Origin of the sequence: Candidatus Poriferisocius sp. (assembly GCF_965204145.1) — a bacterium.
Classification (GTDB): Bacteria; Actinomycetota; Acidimicrobiia; order Acidimicrobiales; family Bin134; genus Poriferisocius.
On the sequence record NZ_OZ241977.1, the window covers coordinates 1,834,085 to 1,852,277 of the forward strand.

The 18,193-nt window shown below is 67.9% G+C and carries 16 protein-coding genes; 4 read left to right on the top strand and 12 right to left on the bottom strand.

Translation table 11 applies throughout. The features are described 5' to 3' along the window. Positions 1-14 precede the first annotated feature (14 nt). A complete protein-coding gene (locus ACOGI7_RS08495; protein WP_419848331.1) occupies positions 15-800 on the top strand; it encodes an SDR family NAD(P)-dependent oxidoreductase in 786 nt (261 codons plus the stop codon). A 15-nt stretch (positions 801-815) separates the two neighbouring features. Further along, positions 816-1,700 (top strand): 3-keto-5-aminohexanoate cleavage protein, encoded by an 885-nt coding sequence (locus ACOGI7_RS08500; RefSeq protein ID WP_419848332.1) that lies wholly within the window; start codon positions 816-818, stop codon positions 1,698-1,700. Between the two features lie 12 nt (positions 1,701-1,712). Here the strand turns inward: ACOGI7_RS08500 and ACOGI7_RS08505 are convergent, their stop codons facing one another. The 3 genes from ACOGI7_RS08505 to ACOGI7_RS08515 all read right to left on the bottom strand — a co-directional run bounded on the left by ACOGI7_RS08505 (position 1,713) and on the right by ACOGI7_RS08515 (position 7,282). Further along, positions 1,713-3,326, bottom strand: coding sequence for an alpha-amylase family glycosyl hydrolase (locus ACOGI7_RS08505; protein ID WP_419848333.1), 1,614 nt, complete (start codon positions 3,324-3,326; stop codon positions 1,713-1,715). 36 nt (positions 3,327-3,362) lie between these two features. Then, positions 3,363-4,457, bottom strand: coding sequence for a Zn-dependent alcohol dehydrogenase (locus tag ACOGI7_RS08510; RefSeq protein ID WP_419848334.1), 1,095 nt, complete (start codon positions 4,455-4,457; stop codon positions 3,363-3,365). A 92-nt stretch (positions 4,458-4,549) separates the two neighbouring features. After that, positions 4,550-7,282, bottom strand: coding sequence for a vitamin B12-dependent ribonucleotide reductase (locus ACOGI7_RS08515; RefSeq protein WP_419848335.1), 2,733 nt, complete (start codon positions 7,280-7,282; stop codon positions 4,550-4,552). 360 nt (positions 7,283-7,642) lie between these two features. On the opposite strand from ACOGI7_RS08515, the gene ACOGI7_RS08520 reads away from it, so the two are divergent. Next, a complete protein-coding gene (locus ACOGI7_RS08520; protein ID WP_419848336.1) occupies positions 7,643-8,377 on the top strand; it encodes a dihydrofolate reductase family protein in 735 nt (244 codons plus the stop codon). Between the two features lie 4 nt (positions 8,378-8,381). On the opposite strand, the gene ACOGI7_RS08525 is transcribed toward ACOGI7_RS08520, so the two are convergent. From ACOGI7_RS08525 to recA, 9 genes are all read right to left on the bottom strand, one after another. After that, a complete protein-coding gene (locus ACOGI7_RS08525) occupies positions 8,382-8,588 on the bottom strand; it encodes a hypothetical protein (protein ID WP_419848337.1) in 207 nt (68 codons plus the stop codon). 171 nt (positions 8,589-8,759) lie between these two features. Beyond that, positions 8,760-9,824 carry a succinyl-diaminopimelate desuccinylase gene (gene dapE / locus ACOGI7_RS08530; RefSeq protein ID WP_419848338.1) on the bottom strand — a complete coding sequence of 355 codons (1,065 nt, stop codon included), beginning with the start codon at positions 9,822-9,824 and terminating at the stop codon, positions 8,760-8,762. Positions 9,825-9,902: 78 nt separating this feature from the next. After that, entirely contained in the window at positions 9,903-10,727 is an 825-nt protein-coding gene (locus ACOGI7_RS08535) for a 2,3,4,5-tetrahydropyridine-2,6-dicarboxylate N-succinyltransferase (protein ID WP_419851484.1), read from the bottom strand. 8 nt (positions 10,728-10,735) lie between these two features. After that, positions 10,736-11,878, bottom strand: coding sequence for an aminotransferase class I/II-fold pyridoxal phosphate-dependent enzyme (locus ACOGI7_RS08540; protein ID WP_419848339.1), 1,143 nt, complete (start codon positions 11,876-11,878; stop codon positions 10,736-10,738). 8 nt (positions 11,879-11,886) lie between these two features. Continuing rightward, positions 11,887-13,197, bottom strand: coding sequence for a GTPase HflX (gene hflX, locus ACOGI7_RS08545; RefSeq protein ID WP_419848340.1), 1,311 nt, complete (start codon positions 13,195-13,197; stop codon positions 11,887-11,889). Beyond that, a complete protein-coding gene (gene dapF, locus ACOGI7_RS08550) occupies positions 13,190-13,993 on the bottom strand; it encodes a diaminopimelate epimerase (RefSeq protein ID WP_419848341.1) in 804 nt (267 codons plus the stop codon). The genes hflX and dapF overlap by 8 nt, the downstream gene beginning before the upstream one ends. A gap of 49 nt (positions 13,994-14,042) precedes the next feature. Then, positions 14,043-14,906 (bottom strand): tRNA (adenosine(37)-N6)-dimethylallyltransferase MiaA, encoded by an 864-nt coding sequence (gene miaA, locus ACOGI7_RS08555; protein WP_419848342.1) that lies wholly within the window; start codon positions 14,904-14,906, stop codon positions 14,043-14,045. Positions 14,907-14,992: 86 nt separating this feature from the next. Continuing rightward, entirely contained in the window at positions 14,993-16,405 is a 1,413-nt protein-coding gene (gene miaB / locus ACOGI7_RS08560) for a tRNA (N6-isopentenyl adenosine(37)-C2)-methylthiotransferase MiaB (protein WP_419848343.1), read from the bottom strand. A 76-nt stretch (positions 16,406-16,481) separates the two neighbouring features. After that, on the bottom strand, positions 16,482-17,501 hold the full coding sequence (gene recA, locus ACOGI7_RS08565) for a recombinase RecA (RefSeq protein ID WP_419851485.1): 1,020 nt from the start codon (positions 17,499-17,501) through the stop codon (positions 16,482-16,484). Positions 17,502-17,781: 280 nt separating this feature from the next. Between recA and msrB the strand changes: the two genes are divergently transcribed. Continuing rightward, positions 17,782-18,192, top strand: a complete 411-nt coding sequence (gene msrB / locus ACOGI7_RS08570; RefSeq protein WP_419848344.1) for a peptide-methionine (R)-S-oxide reductase MsrB — start codon at positions 17,782-17,784, stop codon at positions 18,190-18,192. Position 18,193 lies beyond the last annotated feature (1 nt).

The following is an 18,193-nucleotide window of genomic DNA, read 5'->3' on the forward strand; positions in this document are numbered from 1 at the left end:
GAAAGAGAGAACCCGTGACCGACCTCACACCGACAAACCTGTTCTCCCTCGACGGCAAGATCGCCCTGGTCACCGGGGGCGGCCGGGGCATCGGTGCCATGTTCGCCGAGGGTCTGCTCGGCGCGGGGGCCCGGGTGATCATCTCCTCCCGCCGCCAGGAGCAGCTCGACGAGGCGGCAGACGAGCTGTCGGCTGTCGGTCCCGTCGAGGCCATCGCCGCCGATCTGTCCACCGAGGCGGGCTGCTTGGGCTTGGCCGAGGCGGTCGGCCAGCGAACCGAGCGGCTCGACATCCTGGTCAACAACGCCGGGGCAACGTGGGGGGCGCCGATGGCGGAGTTCCCCGACGCGGCGTGGGATCGGGTGATGAACCTGAACGTCAAGGGGGTGTTCCAGCTCACCGTGGCCCTGATCCCCCTGCTGGAGGCGGCAGCTTCGGCCGATGATCCCGCCCGGGTTATCAACGTGGGCTCGGTGCAGGGGCTCCAAGCCCCCGACATCGAGAACTACTCGTACTCGGCCAGCAAGGCTGCGGTCCACCACATGACCCGGGTGTTGGCCAAGAAGCTGGCTCCCCAGCACGTCACGGTGAACTGCATCGCCCCGGGGGTGTTCTACACCAAGATGATGGCCCAAACCCTGGACACCTTCGGCGACGAGATCGTTGCCGACACCCCTCTGGCCAGGATCGGGCGGCCCGACGACATGGCCGGGGCGGTCGTGTTCTTGTCGGGCCGGGGCAGCGCCTATCTGACCGGCGCGGTCATCCCGGTGGACGGCGGCTACTCCACCACCCTGTAGCCGAGGAGGGCTGCTGTGTCTGCTGTGTTCATCGAAGTCCGGGCCAACGAGTACACCGGCCGGGAGGCCAACCCCAACGTGCCCTGGTCGATAGATGAGCTGATCGCCGATGCGGTGGCGTGTGCCGAGGCTGGGGCGTCGGTATACCACTTCCACGGGAGGGACCCGGCCACCGGGGCGCCGGTATGGGACGCCGACACGCTGGGCTCGGTGATCGCCGGGGTGCGCGACACCTGCGACCTGATCCTGATGCCCACCCTGGGCGCCTCCACCGTGCCCGATCCCCACGCCCGGCTGGCTCCCGTGCTGGAGCTGGCCGGTGATCCGGCCACCCGGCCCGAATTCGCTCCCATCGACCTGGGGAGCTTCAACATCGACCCCTACGACCCGGCTACCGGCGCGTTCGGCAACCCCGACATCGTGTATGTGACCCCGCTGCGGGCGCTGCGGGAGATGGTGGCCGATGTGGCGGAGGCGGGAATGAAGCCGATGGGCGCGCTGTGGACAGTGGGGTCGGCCCGGCTGCTGTCGGCGTTCTTGGACACCGGGGACATGGCGGCGCCGGCCTACGGCGAGGTGACCTTGTCGGACTCGTGGCTGTCGGGGCATCCGGCCACGGTGGACGGACTGGATGCCATGACCCGCTTCCTGCCCGACGACGGCCGGGTGGTGTGGGGGTGTTTGGCCTACGGCGCGGATCTGCGCCAACTGGCGCCGGAGGTGATCGCCCGGGGCGGGCACCTGATCGCCGGGCTGGGCGACTACCCCTATCTGGAGTTGGGCACGCCGACCAATGCCGACATCGTGGCCGAGCTGGCCGGCTGCATCGCTGACGCGGGCGCGGAGCTGGCCACCGTGAAGCAGGCTCGGGCGATGTTGGGCCTGGATCCGGCTTCGTAGGCCCGGCCCCAGTCAGGCCGCGTCCGGCACCCGGACCAGCAGCACGCCTTCGGGGGCATCAAGGCCCATGGCCGACTCGACCACCGCCCCGGCGGCCTGCTCAGATGAGAACGCGAGCCGCCACTGCCCGGGCGGCAGGCGGAAGTCGGTGGGGACGTCGGCCAAGTTGAGGGCGCACACGCAATCGCCGCGCCGGAAGCCGATCACCGGCGCCGAGCGGTCGGTCAGCCACTCCAACTCCCCGGCATGGAGGTCGCTGAGTTCCCGGCGCACCGCGAGAAGCTCCTTGTACTTGTAGAGCACCGAGTCGGGATCGTCACGCTGGGCCGCCACGGTGTCGGCCTCGGCTCTGTTCACGGGCAGCCACGGCTCGGCGCCATTGGTGAACCCGCCCGTCGGCCCCGGCGACCACGGCATCGGCGTGCGACATCCGTCCCGGCCGTCGGCGGGGTTCTGGTTCCGGACGGCCACTGGATCCTGGCGCTGGTCGAGGGGCACGTCCACCTCTTCGAGGCCCAGTTCGTCGCCCTGGTAGAGGAATGGCAGGCCGGGCAGGGCGAACAACAGCACGCAGTAGGCCAGCGACCGCGACCGACCCAGCTCACCGCCGCCCAGCCGGGTGGGCGCCCGGGGGTCGTCGTGGCTGCTGATGGCCCAGGACAAGTCCCGGGGGGCGGCATCCAGCGCATCTCGGAACGTGGACCACATGGCCGCCGGATCCCAGGGGGTGTGCATGGGGGCGAAATAGAAGGCCCGGTGCAGCCCGTCCTGGTTGGCCACGTACCGGCTCACCTGATTGGGATTGTTGTCCCTCAGGTAGACCTCCCCCAGAAGCAGGGCGTCGTAGCGCTCCGCGATGGCCCTCCAGCGGCGGTAGATGGCGGTGTTGCCGGCCTGGTCGAGGTCGTAGCGATGGTCGTAGCAGCCGAACGCCTGGCGGGGACTCATCTCGGGTGTGACCGGGAACCGCTGCGGGTTGTCGGGCATGAGCATGTTCTTGACCAGGCCGTGGGCCACGTCCACTCGAAAGCCGTCGGCATCGCGGTCCAGCCAGAATGTGAGCACGTCGTCGAATTCCCGCACCAGGTTGGGATTGGACCAGTTCAGATCGGGCTGCTCGGGCAAGAACAGATGCAGGTAGTACTGCTCAGAGGCCTCGTCGAAAGTCCAGGCCGGTCCGCCGAAATGCGAGATCCAGTTGTTGGGGGGACCGCCGCCCAGCGCGGGGTCCCGCCAGTGGTAGTAGCCCCGCATGGGGCTGTCGGGGTCGGCCCGGGAGGCCTGGAACCAGGGGTGCTGGTCGGAGGAGTGATTGGGAACCAGGTCGATGAGCACCCGCAGCCCCAGCCGATGGGCCTCGGCAATGCAGGCGTCGAAGTCGTCCAGCGTGCCGAAGAGGGGATCGACCCCGGTGTAGTCGGCCACGTCGTAGCCGAAATCGCACATGGGCGATGGGTAGAAGGGGGTGATCCACACGATGTGTACCCCCAGCCAGGCCAGGTAGTCCAGCTTCTCGGTGAGTCCGGGGAAATCGCCGACCCCGTCGCCGTTGCCGTCGGCGAACGAGCGGATGTACACCTCATAGCCCACCTCGCGGTCCCACCAGCGCAGGTCGTCTTGAGCCATGACCACAGAAGCCTTGCGGTTTGCCGGTGCTCTGGCTCAGTTGAAGCCGATGACGCTGCGCACCACGTCGCCGGCCTTCATGGCCGCAAAACCGTCGTTCACGTCGTCCAGCGTGATGGTGGCCGAGAGCATCTCGTCGAGCATCAGCCGGCCGTCGAGATAGAGATCGACGAGACGGGGCATGTCCACCCGGAACACGTTGGATCCCATCAGCGATCCCTGGAGCCGCTTCTCGGACATGAACAGCTCCTGGCCCTCGATCTCCACCATGGTTCCCGGCGGGATCATGCCCATCACGGTGGCCGTTCCCCCGCGGCGGATCATGCCGAACGCCTGCTGGGCGGTGATGGCCAAGCCGATGGCCTCATAGGAGTAGTCCACGCCGCCGCTGGTCAGCTCCAACACCTGCTGCACCGGGTCGCCGTCGGCGGGGTTGACCGCATGGGTGGCGCCCAAACGCATGGCGGTGTCGAGCTTTCGGGTCTCGAGGTCGACGGCGATGATCGTGGTGGCGCCGGAGATGCGGGCGGCTTGGATCGACGACATGCCAACCCCGCCGCAGCCGATCACCGCCACCGAGGAGCCGGGTTCCACCCCGGTGGTGCGGAACACCGCGCCGGTTCCGGTGGTGACCCCGCAGCCGATGAGCGCGGCCCGGTCCAGCGGCATGTCGTCGCGCACCTTCACCACTGCGTTCTCGTGCACCAGCATCTGCTCGGCGAACGACGAGAGGTTGGCGAACTGGAACACCTCCTGGCCGCCCCGGCTGAGCCGGGCTGGCTCGTCCTCCGAGCGGACGCATTCGGTCCGGCTCCGAAGGCACATGTAGGGCTGTCCGCTCAGGCATACCTCGCAGCGTCCGCAGAACACCGACAGACAGCAGATGACATGGTCGCCGGGCTGCACTTCGCGCACATCGGGCCCCACCGCCTCCACCACCCCGGCGGCCTCATGGCCGAGCACGATGGGCCGGGGCACCACCCAGCCCTCGGTCTCCATGAAGTGCAAGTCGCTGTGGCACAGCCCCGAGGCCGCCGTCTGAATCAGCACCTCGCTGCCGATCGGGGCAGCAACCTCCACCTCGTCGACTACCAAGTCTTCGTGCCCGTCCAGAAACAGCGCTGCTCTCATTAGTTCCTCCTCGGTCTGACCCAGGGCAAGCCTCGTAAAACTACCAACGAGGGGTGCCCCAATGCCGGAGCTCTGGCGGCGCTATTCGCCGGCTAGGAGCAGCCGGAGGTGGAGCCGCAGTCGGGGCAGGCGTGGCAGCTTCCGGCCCGCACCATGAGGACGCCGCAGTCGAAGCAGACCGGGGCGTGGGCATCCAGGGGGGTCTGGCGGGTGAAAGTAGACGGGGGGTCGGGTTCCACGATGTCGCCGGGCACAGTGACCGGTACCTGCTCCTCCACTCCGGGCAGGGTGGGCTGGGTGCGCTCGTCGGTGGTGAATATCCCCAGGCTGTGCCGCTCTTCGGGGTCGAGATACTCCAGCGCCAGGCGGCGGAACAGGTAGTCGAGGAGGCTGGTGGCGATGCGGATGTCGGAATCGTCGGTCAACCCGGCCGGCTCGAAGCGCATGCCGGTGAAGGCATCCACATAGGCCCGCAGCGGCACCCCGTATTGCAGGCCGTGGCTCACCGCCATGGCGAACGAGTCCATGACCCCCGAAAGCGTGGAACCCTGCTTGGACACCCGCAGGAAGATCTCACCGGGGCTGCCGTCCTCGTACTCCCCCACGGTGGCGAAACCCTTGCAGTCGGCCACCCGGAACTCGAAGGTGCGGCTGGTGCGGGACCGGGGCAGCCGACGGCGCTCAGGCTGGGCCGATGCCGGTGCCGTCGCCGAGTCTGGGGCTTGGTCGGGCTGGGTGGCTGAGGCGTCGGAAACCGACAGGGGTTGGCCCAGCTTGCAGTTGTCCCGATAGACGGCGAGCGCTTTGACCCCCATCTGCCAGGCATCCACGAAGAGCTGCTCGATCTCGGCCGCGGTGGTGTCCTCGGGAACGTTGACCGTCTTGCTGATTCCCCCCGAGAGCCACGGCTGCACCGCGGCCATCATCTTCACGTGGCCGCTGGGAGAGATCGCGTTGTCGCCCATGGAGCAGGCGAAGACCGCCAGATGGTCCGGGTCCAAATGGGGCGCGCCCACCGCGGTGCCCCGCTCATGAACATGGGCTTCGATATCGGCGACCTGCTCGGGGCTGTAACCCAGACGATGCAGTGCCCGATCCACCGTCTGGTTGACGATGGGCATGGTGCCGCCGCCCACCAGCTTCTTGGTTTTGACCAGGCCCAAATCGGGTTCGATGCCGGTGGTGTCGCAGTCCATCATGAACGAGATTGTGCCGGTGGGGGCCAGCACGGTGGCCTGCGAGTTGCGGACGCCGACCGTGTCGCCCCACTCCACCGCGGCGTCCCAGGCGGCTCGAGCCGCGTCCAGCACCTCGGTGGGCACCGGCTCGGCCTCCAGCCGGCTCAGCGCGTCCCGGTGCATGTGCAGCACACGGCGAGTGGGCTTCTGGTTCTCGGCGAACCCGTCGAACGGTCCGAGGCGAGCGGCCATGCGCCCCGACGTCTCATACGCCACCCCGGTCATCAGCGCGGTTACCGATGCCGCCCATCCCCGGCCCTCGTCGGAGTCATAGGCCAAGCCGAGGGCCATGAGCATGGCGCCCAGGTTGGCGTAGCCCAAGCCCAGTTGGCGAAACCGGCGGGTGGTCTCGCCGATCTGATCGGTCGGATAGTGCGACGGGTCCACCAGGATTTCTTGGGCGATGGTCATCACCCTCACTGCGGTGCTGAAACCCTCCACATCGAAGGTACCGTCGTCACCGAGGAACGACAGAAGGTTCAAGCTGGACAGGTTGCAGGCCGAGTTGTCCAGGTGGAGATATTCCGAGCAGGGATTGCTGGCGGTGATCCGGCCGGTTTCGGCCGCGGTGTTCCACCGGTTGATGGTGGTCTCGAACTGCACTCCGGGATCGGCGCACTCCCAGGCGGCCTCGGCGATCTGGGTCAGCAGCCACCGGGCCGACACCGTGTCCAGCACCTCGCCGGTGGTGCGGGCGGTTAGCTGCCAATCCCTGTCCTCGGTTACCGCCGCCATGAACTCGTCGCTGAGCCGCACCGAGTTGTTGGCGTTCTGGTACTGGATGGAGTGGACGTCGGCGCCGTCGAGGTCCATGTCGAAACCGGCGTCGCGCAGCGCTCGGGCCTTGCGCTCCTCGACGGCTTTGCACCAGATGAACTCGGCCACGTCGGGATGGTCGGCGTCGAGAACCACCATCTTGGCCGCCCGCCGGGTCTTGCCCCCCGACTTGATGGTGCCGGCCGAGGCATCCGCGCCCCGCATGAAGCTCACCGGGCCGCTGGGGGCACCCCCGCCGCTCATCTTCTCCCGGCGAGACCGGATGAGGCTCAGGTTGACGCCGGCCCCCGATCCGCCCTTGAAGATGCGCCCCTCCTCCCCGTACCAGTCGAGGATCGACTCCATGGTGTCGTCCACCGACAGGATGAAGCAGGCCGACGACTGGGGCACCGCACCGGGAACGCCGAGGTTGAACCACACCGGCGAGTTGAAAGCGGCGCGCTGGCGGACCAGCAGCCAGCGAAGCTCGTCGGCGAACGCCTCAGCCTCCTCCGGCTCGGCCAGATGTCCCGACTCGGTTCCCCACGCCACCAGCGTGTCCACCACCCGGTCGATCACCTGGCGCAGCGATGTTTCCCGCTCCGAAGTGCCCAAACCGCCCCGGAAGTACTTCTGGGCCACGATATTGCCGGCATTGACCGACCAGCTCGCCGGGAGCTCCACATCGACCTGCTCGAAGGCCACCTCGCCGTCTGCGCTGGTGATTCGTGCGTCGCGGCGGTGCCACTCCACCTCGTCATAGGGGTGGATGTCGGCCCGGCTGAAGCAGCGGCTCAGGCCGATTCTGGTGCGATCAGATGCCAGAGCCATCAGCACTCCTCAAAGGAATGCGGCTCTGGTGGGCGCATTCCACCTTCGTATTTTATTGGAAACGGTGTCGAATGAGGCTGCGGTATGAGCGGACAGGTCAAAGGGGCCTCGAACCGAGGCATGCCTGCACCGGACATGTCGGGCCCGTTCAAGCGCCGGGCCGAACCCCCCAAGGAGTCGCCTGAACCCCACTATGGTCGTCGGCGTCAGCCACCATTCCGGCCGCTCACACCGCAGCGATAGATCACGGTAGAGCATGAAGCCTGTGGACGGTAAGGAGAATAGGAAGGATTTCCTGTGGATTTCAGGTGAATATCTGGAAACATGCCCGACTGACCCGCCTGCTACCGTCGGCGGCAGGTGGATCAGCTGTTTCCTCGGTTCCTCTCCGACGTCGATCCGGTCGCCCTCTATGCGTCCGACAGCCGCACCCCGCACCCCGACCGCCCGTGGCTGATGCTGAACATGATCACCTCTGCCGACGGCGCCACATCGGCCGACGGCGTGTCGAGAGGCCTGTCGAACCCCGAGGACCGGCAGGTGTTCACGGCCATCCGGGCGGTGGCCGACGTGATCCTGGTCGCCGCCGAAACCTTCCGTCGTGAAGGCTATGGGCCACCCAAGACGACCCCGGAGCGGGCCGCCCGCCGCACGGCCCGCAAACAGGCGCCCCGACCCCGCTTGGCCGTGGTCAGCAGCTCGCTGGATCTGGACTTCACCGCACCGGCCTTCGACGACCGCCCGCCGCCGCTGCTGTTCACCGTGGATGCGCCCCCCGCCGACCGGCTGGCCCGGGCTGAGACAGTGGCCGAAGTCCATCGCATAGGCACCGAGCGGGTGGACTTGGCCGAGGCAATAGGCCGAATAGGCCAGACGGGAGCGGCCGTGGTGCTCGCCGAGGGCGGACCGAGCCTCAATGGGCAGCTGTTGGCCACCGGGTTCTTGGACGAGCTGTGCTGGACGATTCCGCCCTTGTTGGCGGGCGGCGACTCCTCGAGGATGACTACAGGGGCGCCGACTCAGCTGGACCCGCTCCGACTGGAACGGGTGCTGGCTCATGACCACACCCTGTTTCTGCGCTACCTGCGCCACTGACTGGCTACCGGCCGTCGGGGCTGACCGGCACCGCGGTGTCGCCCACGATCACATAGCCCGGCCGTGGTTGGGAATGCCCGGCTGGATTCTCTGGGGACAGCGTCCACTGGAGTTGGGCGGCCAGCAGCGAGCTGGCCCAGAGCACCAACAGCAAGACAACGGCAACCAGCGCCCGGCGGAACCAGTACACCGAGGCGGGCAGTCGGGGCATAACAGGAGGGCGAAGCCGCGGCAATGGGGAACTGGTGACCAAGGCCAAGGCGGGCCGGGCCGGAGGTTGATCGCACATGGGTAAAGCCATGTGACCATTGTCCAGATAGCGGTGACAGTTGGTCGGAATACGGCTGTCTAGCTGGACGTTTACAAATTCCAGCCGAGTATTTCACCGAGTGGTGAGCAGCGCCTCCAGGACGCGGTGGTAGGCCTCCAGCGCGGCCCTGTCCACCCGCTCCTCGGCGGTGTGGGCCAGAGTCGATTCTCCGGGCCCGAAGTTGGCCGCGGGGATGCCCCGCGACGCGAAGAAAGCCACGTCGGTCCACCCCAGCTTCGACTTGATCTCCAGGTCGTTGTCGGCGATCAGCCGTTGCAGCACCGGGTGGCCCAACCCTGGAGGGGCGGCCGGGGCGTGCTCGGTCACCTCGAAGCCATCGTCGTCGCCCAGAACGGGCGCCAACATCTCCCGCAGGATGTCCTCGGCTTCGGCGGGGCTGCGATCGGGAGCGTAGCGGTAGCCCAACGTGACCTGAGCCCGGTCGGGCACAACGTTTCCGGCCACGCCGCCCTCCACCGCCACCGCCTGAAGCGACTCCCGGAATTGGCAGCCGTCGATCACCGGCGTGCGGGGCTCGTATGCCTCCGCCAGCCTGAGCACCGATCCCAGCCGGTGGATGGCGTTGACCCCCATCCAGGGCCGGGCGGTGTGGGCCCGGGCGCCGGCCAGCGTCACCACCGCCCGCATCGATCCCTGGCAGCCGGCCTCCACCGCTCCCCCGGTGGGCTCACCCAATAGGGCCACGTCGGTGGCCAGCAGGTCGGGGCGGACGTCGAACAGCTCCCGCAGTCCGCTGTCGGCCACTCTCACTTCCTCGCGGGCGTAGAACAGCCACGTCACATCTACCGTCGGCTCGGCCACCGCGGCAGCCAGCTCCAGCATCACCGCCAGCGCGGATTTCATGTCGGCGGCTCCGAGGCCCCACACCACGTCGCCCTCGATGCGGGCCTCCGCGTTGTCGTTGGGGGGCACGGTGTCGCTGTGGCCGCCGATCAGCACCCGCTGGGGTCGACCCAGATCGGTCCGGGCCACCACATTGTCGCCCACGCGATCCACAGTGAGTCCGGACACCGCCCGCAGCCGCTCCTCGATGAGACCGGCGATAGCGCCCTCGTTGTAGGACACCGAGGCGACATCGATCAGCTCGGCTGTTTTGGCCAGCAGATCAGCGCTCATGGCCTGCCCCGTCAACGATTTTCGCCGTGTCGGAAGCCGCGGACCCGATGAGGAGGCCTGCCTGTGGATAACCCATGCCTAAGTGGCCGCGCCGTGCTCGCGCAGTACATCGTTCAGCTGGGCCTTGTCGTGGCGTTCGCCGGGCTCAAGATGCTTGATCACCAGCACGCAAGGCATGCCGAAGGTGCCCCCGCCGAACTCCCGAGGCCGGGTGGCCGAGACCGACACCGTCCAATCGGGCACCACGCCGCGGCCCAACTCCTCGCCGGTGGCTGCGTCGATCACCGGGATCGAGCCGGTAAGCACGCATCCCGCGCCCAGCACCACCCCGTCGCCGACGCGGGCGCCGTCGGCGACGATGCAGCGGCTGCCCACCAGGCAGTCGTCGCCGACGATGACCGGGGCGGCCTGAGGAGGCTCCAACACCCCGCCGATGCCCACCCCGCCGGAGAGGTGGACGTTGGCCCCGATTTGGGCGCAGGAGCCGACGGTTGCCCACGTGTCGACCATCGTGTTGGCGCCCACTCGTGCGCCGATGTTCACATAGCTGGGCATCATGATCACGCCCCGGTCCAAGAACGAGCCCCAGCGGGCCGATGCCCCCGGCACCACCCGAACGCCGGAAGCTTGATAGTCGGTCTTGAGGGGGATCTTGTCGGCGTATTCGAACGGCCCCAGCTCCATGGTCTCCATCTCGGCCATGGAGAACAGCAGCAGGATGGCCTGCTTGAGCCATTGATTCACGACCACCTCGCCCTGGCCGTTCACCTCGGCCACCCGGGCCGCTCCGGTGTCCAGCAGGTGAATGGCCTCTTCCACCGCAGCCCGGGCCTCGGGATCGCCGTCGGTGATCGGCGTCCGGTCGGCCCACAGCGCCTCGATACGGGCTTGCAGATCGGTCATCTCAGTGCTCACTTCCTCACGGTATCGCCGCACCGGGCGACCACTCGCTGTTCAAGCAGGTCGATTTGGGCATCAGGGGCCACCGCGGCCACTCGGGCGTAGGCAGCCCCCTGAGGCCCGTAGAACTCGCCGGGGCTGATCAGCGCGCCCAGCTCCTCGGCCACCCGGCGGGACAGCGACCAGCCGTCGCCGTCGGGCGACGCCGCCCACAAGTACAGACCGCCGCCGGGCAGGCTCACATCGGAGGCGTAGGGCACCAGCAGCTCACGGAGGCGGGCCAGCCGGGAGCGGTAGATGTCCCGCTGGGCGTCTACGTGGCGGTCGTCGCCGAATGCCGCCACTGCGGCGGCCTGCACCGGGCCGGGTACCATCATCCCAGCGTGCTTGCGGACCTCCGACAGGTAGCCCACCAGATCGGGATCGCCAGCGTAGAAGCCGGCCCGCATTCCGGCCAGGTTCGACCGCTTGGACAGCGAGTGCACCGCCACCACTCCCTCGGGCCCCGCGCTGAGGACGCTAGCCTCGGCGGTTCGAGCGGCATCGTCCCAGATGAACTCGATGTAGCACTCGTCGCTGAACACCGGGATGTTGTGTTGGCGGCCCCAGTGGGCAGCGGCGACCAGATCGTCGATAGTGCCGGTGGGGTTGCTCGGCGAGTTCACCCACAGACACAGCGACCGGGCGATGTCGTCAACGGCCACCGCGTCGAGATCAATGCGCCACTGGTCGTCGAGCGGCACGGGGACCGCGCGGCAGCCGGCCAGCGTGGCGCCCATGGCGTAGGTCGGATAGGAGACCGCCGGATACAAAACGGTGTCGCGACTGGGATCGCGCAGCCGCAGGTAGTGGGGCACCGACGCCACGAGCTCTTTGGTGCCCACGCAGGCCGCCACCGCGGCCCCGGCGGCGTCGATCCCAAACCGGCGGGCCAGCCACTCCAGTGCCGCCTCCCGATAGGCGGGCGACCCTACCGACGCCGGATAGCCCCGCTCGCTGTCGGAGGCCGAGAGCGCAGCCACCACTGCCGGCGGGGGTGGGTCGGAGGGTGCGCCCACCGACAAGTTCACGCAGCCGCCGTCGAAACGGTCGGCCACCGCCCGCAGCTCATCGAGGCGGTCGTAGGGATAGGGAGGGGGTACAAAGCCGGCCATGGTCGCCCCTACCCCACCACCCATTCGGAGAGCCGGGCGGCTGAGGCGGCGTCGAGACGGGCTTGCACCCGGAAGCCGTCCTCGTCGGTGTCGGTGGCCAGCACATGGCCGGCCCGCTGCACCGCGGCCAGCACCTCGCCCCGGGCGTAGGGAACGTGCAGCTCGACGATCAATGCACTGGAGCGGAGCTCATCGGCCATGGCGGCCAGCAGCTTGTCGGTTCCCTCGCCGGTGGCGGCCGACACCAATATCGCGTCCCTATTGGCGCCCAAGGGAATATCGCGCCCGGCCAGAAGGTCGCACTTGTTGTACACCAGCAGCTCGGGCACCGCCCCGGCGCCGATCTCCTTGAGCACCTGGCGCACCGCGGCGATGTGAGCGTCGGGGTCGGGACCGGCGGCGTCCACCACGTGCAGCAACAGGTCGGCCTCGGCCACCACGTCGAGCGTGGACTTGAACGCCTCCACCAACTGGTGGGGCAGCTTCTGGATGAAACCGACGGTGTCGGTGAGCAGCACCCGCTCCCCGCCGGGCAGCTCGAGGCGGCGGGTGGCGGCGTCGAGGGTGGCGAACAGCCGGTTCTGCACCAAAACGCCCGAGTCGGTGAGCAGGTTGAGCAGACGGGACTTGCCCGCGTTGGTGTAGCCCACGATGGCCACCGCGCTCTGGGCTGAGCGGCGGCGGCTGCGGCTCTGCACGGCGCGGTTCTTGGCGATGGCGCGCAGCTGGGCCTCGAGCTTGTGGATGCGCCGCTGGATGCGGCGGCGGTCCACTTCCAGCTGGGTCTCGCCCGGTCCCCGGGTGCCGATCCCGCCGGCCTGCTGGCTGAACGCCCGGCCCCGGCGCAGCCGGGGCAGCCGGTAGCGGAGCTGGGCCAGCTCCACCTGGGCCTGGCCCTCCTGGCTGCTGGCGTTTTGGGCGAATATGTCGAGGATCACCGCGGTGCGGTCGATGGCGGTGCGGCCGAGGATCTTCTCCAGGTTGAACTGCTGGGCCGGGCTCAGCTCGTCGTCGAACACCACGGTGTCGGCGTCGGCCTGCTCGCACACCGACAGAATCTCGTCGACTTTGCCCTTGCCGATGTAGGTGGACGGATCGGGGGCGTTGCGGCGCTGGACCAGCCGGCCCACCTCGTCGGCTCCCGCGGTGTTGATGAGCTGGGCCAACTCGTCGAGGTCGGCGTCGGTGCGGGCCGGATCGCCGCCGCTGAGGGTGACGCCCACCAGCACGATCTTCTCCCGGAAGGTCCGCTCGATGAACGCCCCCGACTCGCCGCCGTGGGTGCCGAATCCGCCTCGGTGAGTCTCGCTGTCAGCCATAGTCCACCGTCGCGATGTACTGGGATGGCCCGGTCAACACGGCGGTGTCGCCCAACTCCACCACCACATCGCCGCCGGGCATCGACACTGAGACCACCGGTCCAACCAGCCCCCATTGGTGGGCTGCCTGGGCGGCGGCGCATGCTCCGGTTCCGCACGCCTCGGTCACCCCGACTCCTCGTTCCCACACCCGCATCTCGATTCCCCCAGCGGTGGCGCCGATGAACTCCACGTTGATCCCTCCGGCCAGGCGGGAGAGCTCGGACCCGTTCCTGGCCACATCGATCTGGTGCACGTCGTGGACCCCCACTACCAGATGGGGGTTGCCCACGTCTGCGGTGGAGAAGTGATCGGCGAAGCCGTGGTTGCGGAGGTAGTAGACGACCTCTCCGTCCTCCAGATCGGGGCCTGCGCCGATCAGTCCCATGTCGACTCGAGCCTGGACCACGGTGGGATCTTCGGTGGATTCAACGCTCACGGCTCGGGTGCCAGCGTCGGTGCCGATGGACAGCTCACGGTCTGAGCCGCGGTCGTCGCGCCTGACGAATGCCTGGGCCAAACAGCGGATGCCGTTGCCGCTCATCTCGGCCCGGGTCCCGTCGGCGTTGAACAGCACCATGGTCACATCGGTGCCTGCACCGGCATCGCCGGGCAGGCCGAAGATGAGCCCGTCGGCCCCCACGCCGCGAGTGCGGTGGCACACTGCCTCGGCCATTGCCGGGGCGTCGGCGGGCAGCGCGTCGGCCAACGCGATCAAAAAGTCGTTTCCCAAGCCATGGTGCTTGGCCAGCTGCATCGCTCCAGTCTGACAAGTTCTCAACCCTGCACCGCGCACCATTTCGACCTCAGCTCGGGGACCCATGCTCTGTCAGAAGGGGGAGCGCCTCGTCGGCCAGCGACTCGGCATCGTCGGCGGCGTTTAGCCAGACGACGCGGGGGTCGCGCCGGAACCAGCGCTCTTGGCGGCGGGCGAACTTGCGAGTCCTGGCTACGGCCAGCGCCACCGCCTCGTCCAGCGACATCTCGCCGTTGAGATGCTCCAAGAGCTCCTTGTAGCCCAGGGCCTGCGAGGCGGTGCGCGACAGCGGTGGCTGCCGGTCGGCCAGCGCCTCCACCTCGGCCAGGAACCCGGCCTCCATCTGCTGGTGATAGCGCTGCTCGATGCGGCGGTCGATCTCGGCCCTCGATAGCGACAGACCGATCTGGGCGATGTCGCAGGGCGGGTACTGGCCCAGGCCCGGCCCAAAGGAGGAGAAGGGGCGGCCGCTTCCCAGCGTCACCTCCAGTGCCCGCACGATCCTCCGGCGGTTGGTGGGCTCCATGCGAGAGGCGGCCAAGGGGTCGAGTTCGGCCAAGCGGCGGTGCAGGGCTTCGGTGTCGGGCTCACTCTCCAGAGAGGCCACCGTCTCGGGATAGCGGCCGGGAATCTCCAGGTCGTCGATCACCGCCCGGTGGTAGAGCCCGGTGCCGCCCACCAGCACCGCAGTCCGGCATCGGTCGGCGATGTCGGCCCGGGCCTCGCGGGCTGCGGCTTGGAACCTCGTCAGTGAGTAGTCCTCGGACGGGTCGGCCACGTCGATGAGGTGGTGGGGCACCTCGGCTTGCACCGCGATGGAAGGCTTGTCGGTGCCAATGTCCATTTCCCGATACACCTGCATGGAGTCCACCGAGATGATCTCGGCATCTCGAAGACGGCGGGCGATGGCCACACCTACAGTCGACTTGCCGGTAGCGGTGACTCCGACGACAGCCAGCGCGCCCGGCGCGCCACTAGCACCGGAAGGGGGGGAACTGCTCAGAGCGCGGCCACCGGAATTCGGGTGCGCCACCGGGGCGGAGCGGTCACCTCGGCCAGCTCTCCCCGCAGATGGTGCGCTCCGGCCTCGGTCACGTTCACGGTGGCGAAGGTGCCCGGCTTCAGCTTCTGGGGTGAAGGGAAGTGGACTAGGCGGTTCTGGCGGGTCCGGCCAGTGAGAACACTGGCGTCTTTCTTCGACGGCCCCTCCACCACTACCTCTTCACGTCGGCCAACCCGGGCCTGGTTGCCCCGGCGGCTGGAGCGGTCCACCACCGCCCGGAGCCGCTCGAAGCGGTCCCGCACCTCTTCGGGATCGCAGAACTGGTCGGCCATCTCGGCAGCCTCGGTACCCGGGCGGGGAGAGAACACAAAGGTGAACGCCGAGTCGTACTCCGCCTCGGCGGCCACCAGCAGTGTTTGCTCGAAGTCGTCCTCGGTCTCGCCGGGAAAACCCACGATGATGTCAGTGGACACGGCCAAATCGTCCACCGCCTCCCGGGCGGCCCGCAGCCGCTCCAGATAGCGCTCGGCGGTGTAGCCCCGGTGCATGGCCGCCAGCACTCGGTTGCTACCCGATTGCAGGGGCAGGTGCAGGTGCTCGCACACCGAGGGAACATCGGCCATGGCCTCAATAGTCTCGGGCCGCAGATCCTTGGGATGGGGGCTGGTGAATCGGATCCGCTCGATGCCCTCCACCGCGCCCACCGCCCGGAGCAAATCGGCGAACAGCGGGCGAAGCGATACCCGCTCTCCGGCCTGGCGGCGGTCCCGCTGGAGATCGCGGCCGTAGGAATTCACGTTCTGGCCCAACAGTGTGATCTCGGTGACCCCGCCGGCCACCAGATCGGCAGCTTCGGCCACCAAGAGCTCCAGCGGGCGACTGATCTCCGCCCCCCGCACCGCAGGCACGATGCAGAAGGCGCACGAGTTGTCGCAGCCCACCTGGATGGTCATCCACGCCGCGTAGGGGGCGTCGCGGCGCACCGGCAGTGCGGAGGGAAAGCTGTCGCGGTCGTCGTCGGCGGCCTCTTCGAGGATCTCCACGATGGGCCCGTCGGCGGCGGCGCCGATCAGATCGGCAGCCCGATGCACGTTGTGGGTGCCGAACACCACGTCGACATGGTCGGCCCGCTCCCGGATCAGATCACGGTCTTTCTGGGCCAGACAGCCCGCCACCGCAATCTGAATGTCGGGGCGGGCCTGCTTGAGCCGCTTGAGATGACCGAGCTGGCCGTAGAGCTTGTTGTCGGCGTTCTCGCGGATGCAGCAGGTGTTGAGCACGATGACATCGGCCGACTCCATGGCGTCGGCCGATGTCATCCCGTCGGCTTCCAGCAGCCCAGAGATGCGCTCGGTGTCGTGCTCGTTCATCTGGCACCCGTAGGTGCGGATGAAATAGCTGCGGCTCACCCCGTCAGGCTACCTGTCGGCTGCCGGCAGTCTCCTAGCCGGTTTTGCCAGCATCCCTGCCGGATTCGCCTGTGCCCTAGCCGGTTTGGGCCGCGGCGTCCTCGGTGGCCTCGGCCACCTCGGATGCTTCTTCCTCGGCTGGAGGGTTCACGGCCCTCCACACCCGCTCGGTGATCTCCACCATGATCTCAGGGTGCTCAGACAAGAACGCCTTGGCCTTGTCGCGGCCCTGGCCGAGGTGCTCACCCTCGTAGGTGAACCAGGCCCCGGACTTGTCGATGATGTCCAAGTCCACGCCCACATCCAGCAGCGAGCCTTCCCGGCTGATGCCCTTGGAGTACATAATGTCGAACTCGGCCTGGCGGAACGGTGGGGCCACCTTGTTCTTGGCCACCTTCACCCGGGTGCGGTTGCCCACCACATCGACGCCCTGCTTGAGGGACTCGATGCGGCGGATGTCGAGGCGGACCGACGAGTAGAACTTCAGCGCCCGCCCGCCCGGCGTGGTCTCAGGGGAGCCGAACATCACGCCGATCTTCTCCCTGAGCTGGTTGATGAAGATGCACACCGTCTTGGACTTGTTCAAGTTGGCGGTGAGCTTGCGCAGCGCCTGCGACATCAAGCGGGCTTGCAGGCCCACGTGGGTGTCGCCCATGTCTCCCTCAATCTCGGCCCGGGGGGTGAGGGCGGCCACCGAGTCGATGACCAGCACGTCGAGCGCGCTCGACCGGATCAACATGTCGGCGATCTCCAGGGCCTGCTCGCCGGTGTCGGGCTGTGAGATCAACAGCTCGTCCACGTCCACGCCGATGGCCTTGGCGTAGATCGGATCGAGGGCGTGCTCGGCGTCGATGAACGCGCAGATCCCCCCGTTCCGCTGGGCCTCGGCCACTGCATGCAGTGCCAGGGTGGTCTTGCCGGAGGACTCCGGGCCGTAGATCTCCACCACCCGGCCCCGGGGGAGCCCCCCGACGCCCAGCGCCAAGTCGAGGGCTAGTGCCCCAGTGGGGATGGTCTCGATGGCCATGGTGCCCTTCTCACCCATCTTCATTACGGCGCCTTGGCCGAACTGCTTCTCGATTTGGCCGAGGGCCATCTCTAGTGCCTTATCTCGCTCCACATCTCCTCCTTAAGGTCATGGGTATCGCGGCTGCGAGTTCACGGGGGAACGTCGAGCCACACTCTAAAGACGACCAGTGACAGTTTGTCCCCGAGTAATGACATCAGCGTAGTTACGGGGACGGAATTCCACAAGTACCCCGCCGTCCCAACCTGCCTGTTTACCCCAGAAATCGCCCGTTTCCCCTACGCCTACACCAGCAACCTCACGGTCCTCACCTGCCTGCTTCTCCTTCGAATCCGATACGGTGGCACCCATGTCAGAGAGCACGTTCACCGACGAGGAACTGCGTCAGAGGCTCACCCCCGAGCAGTACCACATCACCCAGCAAGCCGGCACCGAGCGAGCCTTCACCGGTGCGTACTGGGACTGCAAAGACGAGGGCGTGTACCGCTGCCGGGTGTGCGACGCGGTGCTGTTCTCCTCGGAGGCCAAATACGACTCGGGAACCGGATGGCCGTCGTTCTTCGAGGAGGCCGGAGAGGGCAAGGTAATCCGCCACATCGACCAGAGCCACGGCATGGTCCGCACCGAGGCGGTGTGCGCAGCATGCGGTGCACATCTGGGCCATATCTTCCCCGACGGCCCCCACCCCACCGGCGAGCGCTACTGCATGAACTCGGCTTCGCTTAGGCTCGACCGCGATCTCACTGAAGAGGAGAACTGAA